This is a genomic window from Pseudoduganella namucuonensis (assembly GCF_900116645.1).
Classification (GTDB): Bacteria; Pseudomonadota; Gammaproteobacteria; order Burkholderiales; family Burkholderiaceae_D; genus Rugamonas; species Rugamonas namucuonensis.
On the sequence record NZ_FPBO01000023.1, the window covers coordinates 49,839 to 61,576 of the forward strand.

General features: G+C 65.0%; 10 protein-coding genes. 3 read left to right on the forward strand and 7 right to left on the reverse strand.

Translation table 11 applies throughout. The features are described from left to right. The first annotated feature begins 94 nt into the window (after nt 1-94). Entirely contained in the window at nt 95-1,567 is a 1,473-nt protein-coding gene (locus BM436_RS22080) for a type VI secretion system contractile sheath domain-containing protein (protein ID WP_177307419.1), read from the forward strand. Nucleotides 1,568-1,601: 34 nt separating this feature from the next. Continuing rightward, nucleotides 1,602-2,957, forward strand: a complete 1,356-nt coding sequence (locus BM436_RS22085; protein WP_093557694.1) for a tetratricopeptide repeat protein — start codon at nt 1,602-1,604, stop codon at nt 2,955-2,957. A gap of 77 nt (nt 2,958-3,034) precedes the next feature. Here BM436_RS22085 and BM436_RS22090 read toward each other — a convergent pair whose 3' ends face one another. The 5 genes from BM436_RS22090 to BM436_RS36385 form a co-directional block, all read right to left on the reverse strand. Then, nucleotides 3,035-3,778 (reverse strand): LytR/AlgR family response regulator transcription factor, encoded by a 744-nt coding sequence (locus tag BM436_RS22090; protein WP_218164908.1) that lies wholly within the window; start codon nt 3,776-3,778, stop codon nt 3,035-3,037. Next, nucleotides 3,775-4,926: a sensor histidine kinase gene (locus tag BM436_RS22095; RefSeq protein WP_177307420.1), complete on the reverse strand. Its 1,152-nt coding sequence runs from the start codon at nt 4,924-4,926 to the stop codon at nt 3,775-3,777. Before BM436_RS22095 ends, BM436_RS22090 begins: the two co-directional genes overlap by 4 nt. Nucleotides 4,927-5,077: 151 nt before the next feature. Beyond that, nucleotides 5,078-6,406, reverse strand: coding sequence for a hypothetical protein (locus tag BM436_RS22100; protein WP_143133267.1), 1,329 nt, complete (start codon nt 6,404-6,406; stop codon nt 5,078-5,080). Between the two features lie 86 nt (nt 6,407-6,492). Further along, a complete protein-coding gene (locus tag BM436_RS22105; RefSeq protein WP_093557697.1) occupies nt 6,493-7,293 on the reverse strand; it encodes an ABC transporter ATP-binding protein in 801 nt (266 codons plus the stop codon). Nucleotides 7,294-7,388: 95 nt separating this feature from the next. After that, the gene (locus BM436_RS36385) at nt 7,389-7,568 is read right to left on the reverse strand and encodes a hypothetical protein (RefSeq protein WP_143133268.1); all 180 of its coding nucleotides are present in this window, start codon (nt 7,566-7,568) and stop codon (nt 7,389-7,391) included. 482 nt (nt 7,569-8,050) lie between these two features. Between BM436_RS36385 and BM436_RS22110 the strand changes: the two genes are divergently transcribed. Next, complete coding sequence (locus BM436_RS22110; RefSeq protein ID WP_093557698.1) at nt 8,051-8,284, forward strand: hypothetical protein; 234 nt, start codon at nt 8,051-8,053, stop codon at nt 8,282-8,284. 40 nt (nt 8,285-8,324) lie between these two features. On the opposite strand, the gene BM436_RS22115 is transcribed toward BM436_RS22110, so the two are convergent. Both BM436_RS22115 and tssH read right to left on the reverse strand, forming a co-directional pair. Next, the gene (locus BM436_RS22115) at nt 8,325-8,978 is read right to left on the reverse strand and encodes a hypothetical protein (protein ID WP_143133269.1); all 654 of its coding nucleotides are present in this window, start codon (nt 8,976-8,978) and stop codon (nt 8,325-8,327) included. Nucleotides 8,979-8,993: 15 nt separating this feature from the next. Further along, complete coding sequence (tssH, locus tag BM436_RS22120) at nt 8,994-11,735, reverse strand: type VI secretion system ATPase TssH (protein WP_093557700.1); 2,742 nt, start codon at nt 11,733-11,735, stop codon at nt 8,994-8,996. Nucleotides 11,736-11,738: the final 3 nt, after the last annotated feature.

Consider the following 11,738-nt stretch of genomic DNA (forward strand, 5'->3'; position numbering starts at 1 on the left):
ATTGCCGACCGTCTATTATGACCGATAAAGCTGTCTTAAAGGTAAGGTTTTAGGATAAGCTGCCCAGCACTGCACGCAACGAGGAGGAATGGCCATGGCCGCATCGCTGATTTTTGAATTGAACTTCGCCACGCAGGGCGCGCAGCGGCCCGCCGAACCTGGCCAACCCATGCGCATCCTGGTGCTCGGTGATTTCAGCGGCGGCGCCGCGGCCCGGCCAGCGCTGGGCCAGCGGCCCGCGCGCCGCCTGGACATCGACAACTTCAACGCCCTGATGGCGCAATTGGCGCCCTCCATGTCGCTCGCGCTGGAGGGCGCCACGCACACCTTCCAGTTCCGCGAGCTGGACGACTTCCATCCCGACCAGCTGTATCTTAAATCAGACGCTTTCGCGGACCTGCGCGGGCAGCGGCAGCGGCTGAAGAATCCGGCCACGTTCGCGGCGGCCGCGGCCCAGCTGCGTCCCGCGGACGGGGTGCCACCCGCGCCCTCTTCCCCGCCGGCGGCGCAGGCATCGTCCGGCGCCGCCGGCGGCGACAACCCGTTCGCCAGCCTGCTGGGCGGCGTGGTCGGCACCGCCGCCGCGCCGGCCGCCGCGCCCATCGACCAACTGGTGCGCAAGCTGGTGGGCGCCATGCCCGCCGGCCCCGATCCCCGCCAGGCCGACTACGTCGCCGCCGTGGACGCCGTCATCGCCGAGCGCATGAACGCCGTGCTGCACGCGCCCGCGTTCCAGGCGCTGGAGGCGGCGTGGCGCGGCCTGCACATGCTGGTGACCGGCCTGGAACTGGAGGAAAGCCTGCAGCTGCACATCCTGGACGCCACCAAGGCCGAGTTGCGGGCCGACGCGCTGGCGCTGCGGCGCGTGCTCGTCGAACAGCCGCGCAGCTCGGCCGACGCGGCGCCGTGGTCCCTCATTTGCGGCGACTACAGCTTCGACGGCGGCGAGGACGACGTCCGCCTGCTGTCAGTGCTGGGCGCCGTCGCCGCCGAGGCCCGCGCCCCCTTCATCGGCGCGGCCTCGGCCAGCCTGCTGGGCGCCACGTCGCTGGCCGAGCAGCCCGACGCGGCCGACTGGGCACCGGCGGACGCCGAATCGTCCGCGCGCTGGCAAGCCTTGCGCGCCAGCAGGCAAGCCGCCTGGCTGGGCCTCGCCCTGCCCCGCGTGCTGCTGCGGCTCCCGTACGGCAAGGCCACCGACCGCGTCGACCAGTTCGACTACGAGGAGGCCGGCCCCGCGCACCGGCACGAGGACTACCTGTGGGGCCACGCCTCGCTGGCGTGCGCGCTGCTGCTGGGCCGCGCCTTCCAGGACAGTGCATGGGGCATGAGCGCCAGCGACGTGGTGGATCTGGGCGACCTGCCCGCGCACACGGTGCGGCGCGACGGCGAGGCGCATATGCAGGCTTGCGCCGAGGCCTACCTGTCCGAGCGCGCCGGCGACGCCATCCTGCGGCGCGGCCTGATGCCGCTGCTCAGTTTCCGCAACCGCAACGCCGTGCGCCTGCTGCGCAGCCAATCGATCGCGACTCCGCCGCAAGCGCTGGCCGGGGCCTGGGAATATTAAGAAACACGAAGACCAAAAACCAAGATCAAGCCGCATGAAGAAACCGCAGTCCAGGAAGACCGCCGCGAAACGCGGCAATCCCATCGACGACGCGATGCAGGCGGCAGTCGCCCTGCACCGCCAGGGCAGGCCCGAACAGGCCGCGCGCCAATACGCCGCCATCCTCAAGCTGCAGCCGCAACACGCGGACGCGCTGCACTACCTGGGCATCGCCCGCCACCAGCTGGGCGACCACGACGAGGCGATCCGCCTGATCGGCTGCGCCCTGGCGCTGGCGCCCGGCTATGTCGACGCCCGCAACAACCTGGGCAACGTGCAGAAGGAGGCGGGCCGCTACGCCGACGCGGAGCTGTCCTACCGCGGCGTGATCGCCGCACGGCCGGACTTCGCCGCCGCCCACAACAATCTGGGCGTCGTGCTGCGCGAGCAGGACCGGCACGCCGAGGCGCGCGACGCCTACCGCCAGGCACTGGCCATCGATCCCGATTTCGCGCAGGGCTGGGTCAACCTTGGCAACGCGCTGAAACGGCTGGGCGAGATCGACGAGGCCCTGGACGCCTACCGCAACGCGCTGCTGCGGGAGCCGGACAGTCCCGAAGCCTGCCGCAACGTGGCGCAGGCCATGGTGTCCAAGGGTCGCCACGCCGACGCGCTGGACCTGTACCGGCAGTGGGAAAAGTCGAAGCCGGACAATCCCATCGTCGCCCACCACATCCAGGCCTGCCTCGCGGCGCTGGGACAGGCGGCTGCAAACCCGGCGCGCGCGTCCGACGCCTATGTGCAAACCGTGTTCAACGGCTTCGCGAGCACCTTCGACGAGGTGCTGGCGGACCTGGGCTATTGCGCGCCGGCGCTGTGCGCCGAGGTGGCCGCCACGCTGCTGGGCGATGCGCGCGGCGGCCTGGATGTGCTGGACGCCGGCTGCGGCACCGGCCTGTGCGGCCCGCTGCTGCGTCCTTACGCTCGGCGGCTTGAAGGGGTGGACCTGTCGCCCGGGATGCTCGACAAGGCGCGCGCGCGGGGTGGCTACGACAGCCTGCACGAGGCGGAGTTGACGGCCTGGCTGGGCGCCCATCCCCATGCCTACGACCTGGTGGTGTCATCCGACACGCTGATCTATTTCGGCGAGCTAGAGGACGTGCTCACGGCCGCCGCCGGCGCGCTGCGGCCCGGCGGCAGCCTGGTGTTCACCCTGGAGGAAGTCGAGGACGCCCCGCCGGACCTTCGCCACCGGCTCAATCCCCACGGGCGCTACAGCCATGCCGGAGCCTATGCGCTTGCCGCCCTCGCACAGGCCGGCCTGGAGGTACGCGAGCTGCGCCACGTCACGCTGCGCCAGGAGGCGGGCAAACCGGTGGCCGGCCTGCTGATCGGGGCGAGCCGCCGCTAGTCAAGCGGGCCGTGGTGGCCCGCCCACCAAGCGCTTCACCATCAGCTGGACCGCCAGCGCGCACTTCTGTGCAGGCCTCACATCTGCCTGAACAAGGCCTGATACTGCAACGACACCTTAATTCGTTCAGGCCTGTCTTTCAGTATCACTTCCATGTTTTCATCGATCCGCACCGCGCTGACGACATGCCGCAGATTCACCACCGAGCTGCGATGCACTTGCCAAAACCACTGGGGGTCGAGCTGACCCGCAAGTTGTTTCAATGGCATCCGAATCAGTGCCTCGCCATCGGCCGTGACCACGCGGGTGTACTTCGCGTCCGATTCAAAGTAATACACGTCGTCCACATGGATCAGGCGCACCAGGGTACCGACCGAGGCCTTGATCCACTGCAGCGCCGCCGCCGGCTGCACGTCGACGGCGGGCGCCGGGTCTGGTCTCGCTTTCGCAGTGCTCACCTGCGCCATGCGCTCCTGCAGGCGGCGCACCACCGTTACCAGGCGCGGCAGCTCAACCGGTTTGAGCACATAGTCCGCCACGCCCTTCTCGAACGCCGACATGGCATAGTGATCGTAGGCCGACACGATCACCACCAGGGTCTGCTCGCCGACCGCCTCGGCCACCTGCAAGCCACTCATGCCCGGCATGCGAATGTCCAGGAAGGCCAGGGTCGGCCGATGGGTGCGAATTGCCTGGAATGCCGAGGGGCCGTCGCAAGCGGTCGCCACCACCTGGAGCTCGGGCCAGACCAGCACCAGCGCATCGGCCAGTCCGGCAAGGGCGAATGGTTCATCGTCAGCAATGACGGCGGTCAGAATCATATGGGATTTCCAGGAATGCTGACTGTAGCACACACGCCCCCGCCCGGCGCATCGGAAATATCGAGTCGCGCGCGACCTTGATATGCCGCGGCCAGGCGAGCGCGGATATTAATCAGTCCGACGCCGGTGCCGACCGTATCGCCGGCACCAAAGCCGGGCCCGTTGTCCTTCACCGTAATGTCGATGCGTGCCTGCCCCTCATGCGCCACTCGCACGGCCTGTACCGCTATGCCGACCGGTCCGGGCTTGAGTTCTACGCCATGTTTGATGGCATTTTCAACCAGGGTATGGATAATCAAGTTGGGAAACGGCACGTCCGCCAGTGCCGGATCGAATTGCACGTCCACCTCAAGCCGACCGCCCATGCGCACTCGCACGATGTTCAAGTAGGTCTCGATTAGGCTAAATTCGCGTCCCAGGACTGAACCTGTGCCACGCACATCCGGGATGGCCTGACGCAAATAGCTGATCAGTTGACTCAACAGGAAATCGGCATTCTCGGGATCCTTGCGCAGCAGATGCTGCACGCTGGCCAAGGTGTTGTACAAGAAATGCGGTTCAATTTGGGCCTGCAGGAGCGTGAGGCGGGCTTCCGCCAGTGCCTGGCCTTGCTCGGCGGAGTGACGTTTCAGCGCTTCGCTGCTCAAGCGCTCATGCCACTGGCGCACATACGTGAAGCGCAAATAACAGAAAGCGATCAAGCCGCCGACCATCAGTTCCGGAAAGAACCACATAAACGAGGGCATCGCCGAAAGCGTTTGAATTTTTCCGGCCATAAAAAATATCAGATGACCGACGGGCAATCCCAGCAAGGCCGCCAGGCCCGCCCATTTCCGGAATTCCTCTGTCGTTGGCATGCGCTCGAAATGTTTGTCGATCATCATCGCCAATAGCCAGCTCAAGTAAAAAATGGTGGCCCCGCACGTGACGGCAACGTTCAAGGCCCACATTTTGTCAGTTGGCTTCTTTATGAGCCATATCGCCGCGACCGCCAGTTGGCTTCCCAGCAGCATCGCAGAATGCGCGATGATGGCGCCGCGCGACAGGCGCGACATCCATACCCCGGTTTTAGGAGACATATCGCCCCCTTCATTGAGGAGATCGCGCGTATGTTTTATTCCTGTCCAGCTATTTCTTAGAAGTTTCATGATATTCCCAGTGTAGTTGTTCGGTTTACCGTAGGCAATGCAAACGTCGACAGTCGAGCGGGCCAATTGCCGTCGACAGGTCGATCGGCTCTGGGTTGTCCGTGCGGCTGCGCATATCGTCACGGTCACGCATCTCATCCTTCCTAAAGAATCAGGCCCACGGGCTCAGCCACATGATGCCCGCGCAACACGCCATCCAGCCAACGATTACGAGTATCTCCACGATGCCACTGCCGGGCGCACCCTGGTGTCGCGCGTTGAACTCGGCACGTTTCCGGTGACTCCCGCCACGAACGTTCAGCAGAGCGCAACTGGCCGCGCATCCCGCTGAGCACACGACCAGCGAGACCGCAAACACGGGATGGCGCTTCAACAACATAAAGAGGGGCACGGAGATAAGGACCATCAGCGGCGTCAGCGCCGCCTCGACCTTCGCACGCAAGATGGCCTTGCGCGACATGGGGGAAGTCCCCAGGAGGTCAGGAGCATCCTCGGCCGTGAAGATGAGCCAGGAAAGAGCGCTCGCGCACGATCCCGAGATCAGGATCAGGCTGAGCCACATCCACGGCGTGCCGTCGGACTGGTACTTCCAGAGGATGAGCGCTATCGGGGCGGCGTAGCCGAGTTGCTGCAAAAGCTGTGATAGCAGGCCCGGATCACGGGCGATGAGTCGCAGTTCCTTGGAGACGAGGATCTTGTGCGGGTCCGAACGGAATACCATCGTCTCGGCGGACTGGGCGCGACCTAAGCCCTTCGACGTACCGCTCGATAGTAGCGAGGCAGACACAAACGGGCCGCCCAAGGCCCTCACCGTGGCAATGAACAAGGCGATGCAGCCGACGGTAAAGATCAGCGTGGCGGCAAAGCCGTTCAGGATCAGTGAGGCCGGCTGCCAGATGAGAGCAGCGCCAGTTTCGGCGGCTTGCCGGCCGAGATCACCGAGCCCCTGCGGGGTTTGCCGCGGCATCATGCTGGGCAGCTGTATCACCAGCAGGAAGCTGATTCCGACCACTGCCGACATGATCTGCGCGAACACGTGCGTCCGCCTCGGCCCCAGCAACTGGAACATGCCGAGCGCAATCAGCAGGGCGAGACTTGTCGTGAGCATGGCGAAGGCCGGGACGAGCAGATAGACCTTGAGCCAGTCCATGTGTCCCAGCATCACAAAGATGTCCGCGAACGGGAACAGTAGCGCGGCGAACTCCAGCGTCACCGTAATAGCTATGCTCATGGCGCGCGCCCCGATGAACGACGTTGGGGCAAGCGGAGAAGTGAGCAGAAGCTCCATGTCCCGTCGCGTATAGATCGCTTCAATCACGAGGAACAGGCACCGCGACAGCATCGTCCCGAAGACGAAGCTGATGAGTCCTGTAACGATCAGCAGGCGGAGGCCGCGAGGCATTGGCGGTGCGTCCTCAAGCGCGAACTCGGTCGCTGCGGCGACCAGGTGCATGAGGACGAGCGCTACGATGAGGAACACGGCGCTTATCCGTCTGACAAGCCCCGCGCGCCAAAAGAGTCTCAGCTCATGCTGCAGGAGCCAGATTGCAGAACCTTTGCCCGAAATCACGATGCGGCCACCTCTTCCTTGGCGTTCGTGACAAGGCGCAGGAAGATGTCTTCGAGAGTGCCGCCGACCTGTTGTGTGCGGGTCCTCAGTTCGTCCAGCGTTCCCTCGGCGAGCACCCGCCCCGATGCAATGATGCCCAGCCTCTGAACCATGCGCTCGGCGACGTCCATGAGGTGTGTCGTAAGGATGATCGTGCAGCCTTGTCGTGCGCGCTCAAGCAGCAGGTCTTTCACTTGACGTGCAATGGCAGCGTCGAGGCCAGTCAGCGGCTCGTCGAGAATCAGAAGCCGCGGCTCATGCAGGAGTGCCCCGGCCAGTGCGGCCTTCTGCTTCATGCCGCGCGAAAAGCCTTCGCAGCGCTCATCGCGGTGCTGCCAGAGATCCAAGCGTTTTAGGAGTTCCTGGGCGTGGCCTTGAGCCTTGTTCGCATCGAGCCGCCAGAGACCGACGATGAACTCGAGGTACTCCATCACCGTCAGCTTGTCGTAGAGTAACGGCTCATCGGGCACCCACGCGATGAGTTTTTTGGCGGCCAGCGGGTCCTTCCGCACGTCAATGCCAAAGACCTCGATGGTTCCTGCGTCCGGCGCCAGAAGACCCGCGATCATGCGCAGAGTCGTGCTCTTGCCGGCGCCATTGGGGCCCAGGAGTCCATAAAACTCGCCCGGTGCTATCGTCAGATCGATCCCCGAGACTGCGGGCCGGCCGAACGACTTCCGCAGTCCGCTAACCCGTAACGCATGGAGTTCTGAAGCGCCACTCCCTGATCCTGTCCAACTATTTGCTAGAGGTTTCATGATGTTCCCTACCCTATGTAGTTAGTCGGTTTTCTCAAGCAATGCAAACGTCGCAGCGGCTTCCACTCAAAATGGTTCGCATCAAGTACCACCGATCATTTGCGTTTGACCGCATCAGTTGGCATCTGCCAATTGATGTCGATGGACGCACGATAAAGGCTTGGCCCCAATGCGGGATACATGCTGCGACGAATCCCGGTTTTCTCGGCCTCGGTACCGGATTGCCGCGACGAACAAGGAACGCGGTTTGCGAAGGAGTCTTGTTTTTCCTTCATGTTCCAGCGCTACTGGCCGGGCAGTGGCTGCGCGAAAAGCAGAACGTGCGCAAGCGGTAAGCCGACGCCGTTATTGATGTGACACACGTTCATCACTTTGCTAAAGGTCGGAGCGCAACGGCTTGTTGGCGAACGGCGTTTTGCACAAGCGTGGTGTGAGTTGCTCAACCCGTGAGGCGGGCTGCTGGCCGCATATGGCGAAACCTGCATCGCCGCGCTGGGGCTGGTGATAATGGCGATGCCGGCGGCCCGGTGTGGTTCAACGCTGTACGCCTGCGGAGGTGACAAACACTGGGCATGGCACCGCAAACAGGCCGAGAAACTGGAACTGTTCAAGAACGGCATCGCGCTGCACGTCAACTCGAGTAGGATATCCAATCCCTTCTCGATTTGGTTCAGCGGCTATTCGGCTGCCTTGAAAGGGCAAGCAAAGGCGCACCCAGCGGCAAGCTGCTGATGCATGTGTTGGGCCCACCCTGCACATGTCCGGGCAAATCCAGAACGCCGTGATGATCCTTGCGAGCATGCTGACGATGATGGGCGCAGCTCTGGCTACGGGCGCTGCCAACCATTTCGCGCACATGGCGGGTAACGGCCTTCCTTGGACTGGGATGGGTATCGGCGCCGCCGTGCTAGCGGCCGTGACGATGTTTCTGTGGTGGAGAATGATGTCGGCGCCGCCGGCGCTGCCGGCGGCCCGCATGGCCGCGCGCTGAAGGCGCGGCCGGAAAAGTTTCGGTGTCGCCCCGCTGTCGCCTACAACATCACCAGGTCGGTGTAGGCGCGGCGCACATGGCCGCTTTCATCGCACATCGGCCACTCGTGGCGCATCAAGTTGTCGTTCTCGATGCGCACGCTCCAAGTCGGCTTGGTCAGGCGCAGGTTCTGCAGCTTGAGCGCGCGGCCCGCGTCGCCGAAGCTGCAGTTCCCGGTGCGCATGGCCATGTTCTGCGCCGCCGTCTTGATGACCTTGGCGAAGTCCGGCTTGTTCTGCAGGCTGCCGTTGAAGAACTCGGGCGTTTCTATCCACTGCTTCGCGTGGCCCATCTCGTGCAGGAAGGCGATGTAGTTGTGCAGCGGCGCGTTGGCCTTGCCTTCCTGCTTGATCTCGAAGCGGGCGTCGAAGTTGAAGTACACCACCCCCTTGCCCGGCGCCGGATCGTCGCTGCTGAAGCAGGTGTAGCCGCCGCCCTTCATGCCCACCAGGTAGACGTCCTGCTCGGCATTGGTCACCACCGACAGGATGGCCTGCGCCGTCACCGAATTGGCCGAGGCCCATGCCCGCACCTCGTGCAGGATGGCCAGCATTTCGGTGCGCGAGGCGATCCCCGGATTGCCGAACAGGTCGCTGCTCAGCGCGGCCCGGAACAGCGCGTTCACTTCATCCGGGGTTGGAATAATCAGTGCCATGTGCTCTCCTTTTTATCAGCTGAAACTGTAGGTAAAACCGCCGTCCTTCGCGTCCACCTGCACGCCGCCGATGGTGCCGCCCTCCATCATCCGCGTCAGGAACTCGCGGCTGATGTCCGGCAGCATGGTGTTGGTGAGGATGGCGTCGATCATGCGGCCGCCGGACTCGCCCTCGGTGCAGCGCGACACCACCAGCTTGACCACGTCCTCGCTGTACTGGAACGGGATCTTGTAGCGCGCCTCCACACGCTTCTTGATGCGGTTCAGTTGCAGCTTGACGATCTGGCCCAGCATCTCGTCCGACAGCGGGTAATAGGGAATCGTGACGATGCGGCCCAGCAGCGCCGGCGGGAACACCTTCAGCATCGCCGGGCGCAGCGCCTTGGCCATGCCTTCCGGGTCGGGCATCAGGTCCGGGTCCTTGCACAGGCCGGCGATCAACTCGGTGCCGGCGTTGGTGGTGAGGATGATCAGCGTGTTCTTGAAGTCGATGAAGCGGCCCTCGCCGTCCTCCATGAAGCCCTTGTCGAACACCTGGAAGAACATCTCGTGCACGTCCGGATGCGCCTTCTCCACCTCGTCCAGCAGCACCACGGAGTACGGCTTGCGGCGCACCGCCTCGGTCAGCACGCCGCCCTCGCCGTAGCCCACATAGCCCGGCGGCGCGCCCTTCAGCGTCGACACCGTGTGCGCCTCCTGGTACTCGCTCATGTTGATGGTGATGAGATTCTGCTCGCCGCCATACAGCGCTTCGGCCAGGGCCAGCGCGGTTTCGGTCTTGCCGACGCCGGAGGTGCCGGCCAGCATGAACACGCCGATCGGCTTGCTCGGGTTGTCCAGTCCCGCGCGCGAGGTCTGGATGCGCTTGGCGATCATCTCCATCGCGTGGTCCTGGCCGATCACGCGCTGGCTCAGCAGCGAAGCGACCTTGAGGATGGTTTCCATCTCGTTCTTGGCCATGCGGCCGACCGGGATGCCGGTCCAGTCGCCGACCACGGAGGCCACGGCCTGGTAGTCCACGGTGGGCAGGATCAGCGGGGATTCGCCCTGCAGTTCGGTGAGCTTGGCCTGCACGCCCTTCAGCTGTTCCATCAGCGTGGCGCGTTCGGCCGAGTCGAGCGCCGGCGAGGCCGCCGGAACCGCCGCTCCCGCCTCGGCGGCGGCCGCCGCCTCCAGGCTGCTGCCCGTGCCTTCCACCGGCAGCGCGCCGTCGCGCAGCCTGGCGCGCAGGGCCAGCAATTCATCGACCAGCACGCGCTCGGCGTTCCAGCGGTTTTCCAGCCCGCCCAGGCGGTCGCGCTCCGTGTTCAGCAGCGCGGTGGCCTCGGCCTCGCGCTTGGCGGTCTCGATGCCGATCGCGTTTTCGCGCGCGATGATGCCCAGTTCCGTCTCCAGCGCCTCGATGCGGCGGCGGCTGTCGTCCACTTCCGCCGGCGTGGCGTGCAGGCTGACGGCCACGCGCGCGCAGGCGGTGTCGATCAGGCTGACCGACTTGTCCGGCAGCTGGCGCGCCGGGATGTAGCGGTGCGACAGCTTGACGGCGGCCTCCAGCGCCTCATCCAGGATTTGCACCTTGTGGTGCTTTTCCATGGTGGAGGCGACGCCGCGCATCATCAGGATCGCGCGTTCCTCGCTCGGCTCGTCGACCTGCACGGTCTGGAAGCGGCGGGTCAGCGCCGGGTCTTTCTCGATGTGCTTCTTGTATTCGGCGAAGGTGGTGGCGCCGATGGTGCGCAGCGTGCCGCGCGCCAGGGCCGGCTTGAGCAGGTTGGCCGCGTCGCCGGTGCCGGCCGCGCCGCCCGCGCCCACCAGGGTGTGGGTCTCGTCGATGAACAGGATGATGGGCTTGGCGCTGCCCTGCACTTCGTCGATCACGGAGCGCAGGCGCTGCTCGAACTCGCCCTTCATGCTGGCGCCGGCCTGCAGCAGGCCCACGTCCAGCACCAGCAGCTGCACTTCCTTCAGGCTGGGCGGCACGTCGCCGCGGGCGATGCGCTGGGCGAAGCCCTCCACCACGGCGGTCTTGCCGACGCCGGCCTCGCCCACCAGGATGGGATTGTTCTGGCGGCGGCGCATCAGGATGTCGACCACTTGGCGGATCTCGTCGTCGCGGCCGACGATGGGGTCCATCTTGCCGCCGCGGGCCTGCTCGGTGAGATCGACGGTGAACTTCTTCAGCGCCTCCTGCTTGCCCATGGCGGCCGGCGCGATCGCGCCGCTGGCCTCGCCGGGAGCGGCGCCGCCGCCGGCCTGGAAGCCGTCGGTGGCGGCCATGGCCGATTCCGGCGAATCCTTCAGCAGGCTGGCGAACTTCTCGCTCAGGTCCTCGCCCTTGATCTTCTGGAACTGCGACGACATGCCGTACAGCGCGTTGCGCAGGCCGGACGTCTTCAGCATGCCCACCAGCAGGTGGCCGGAACGCACCGACGATTCGCCGAACATCAGCGTGCCGTACACCCACGCGCGCTCCACGGTTTCCTCCAGCTGCGACGACAGGTCGATGCTGGAGGTGGAGCCGCGCGGCAGCCGGTCCAGCGCCGCCGTCAGGTCGCGCGCCAGCGCGGCGGCGTCCAGTTCATAGTGCTTGATGAGGCGCAGCACGTCCGAATCCTGCAGTTGCAGGATCTGGTGCATCCAGTGCGCCAGTTCCACATAGGGATTTCCGCGCAGCTTGGCGAACACGGTGCTGCTCTCGATGGCGCGGTAGCAAAGGGAATTCAGTTTTCCGAACAGGGCAACGCGGCTGATTTCTGCCATGAT

Excerpts from the sequence above, each read along its gene's own strand:
- BM436_RS22080 (WP_177307419.1), top strand. The coding sequence starts at position 95 with ATGGCCGCATCGCTGATTTTTGAATTGAACTTCGCCACGCAGGGCGCG.
- BM436_RS22085 (WP_093557694.1), top strand. The coding sequence starts at position 1,602 with ATGAAGAAACCGCAGTCCAGGAAGACCGCCGCGAAACGCGGCAATCCC.
- BM436_RS22090 (WP_218164908.1), bottom strand. The coding sequence starts at position 3,778 with ATGATTCTGACCGCCGTCATTGCTGACGATGAACCATTCGCCCTTGCC.
- BM436_RS22095 (WP_177307420.1), bottom strand. The coding sequence starts at position 4,926 with ATGAAACTTCTAAGAAATAGCTGGACAGGAATAAAACATACGCGCGAT.
- BM436_RS22105 (WP_093557697.1), bottom strand. The coding sequence starts at position 7,293 with ATGAAACCTCTAGCAAATAGTTGGACAGGATCAGGGAGTGGCGCTTCA.
- BM436_RS36385 (WP_143133268.1), bottom strand. The coding sequence starts at position 7,568 with ATGAAGGAAAAACAAGACTCCTTCGCAAACCGCGTTCCTTGTTCGTCG.
- BM436_RS22110 (WP_093557698.1), top strand. The coding sequence starts at position 8,051 with ATGTCCGGGCAAATCCAGAACGCCGTGATGATCCTTGCGAGCATGCTG.
- BM436_RS22115 (WP_143133269.1), bottom strand. The coding sequence starts at position 8,978 with ATGGCACTGATTATTCCAACCCCGGATGAAGTGAACGCGCTGTTCCGG.
- tssH (WP_093557700.1), bottom strand. The coding sequence starts at position 11,735 with ATGGCAGAAATCAGCCGCGTTGCCCTGTTCGGAAAACTGAATTCCCTT.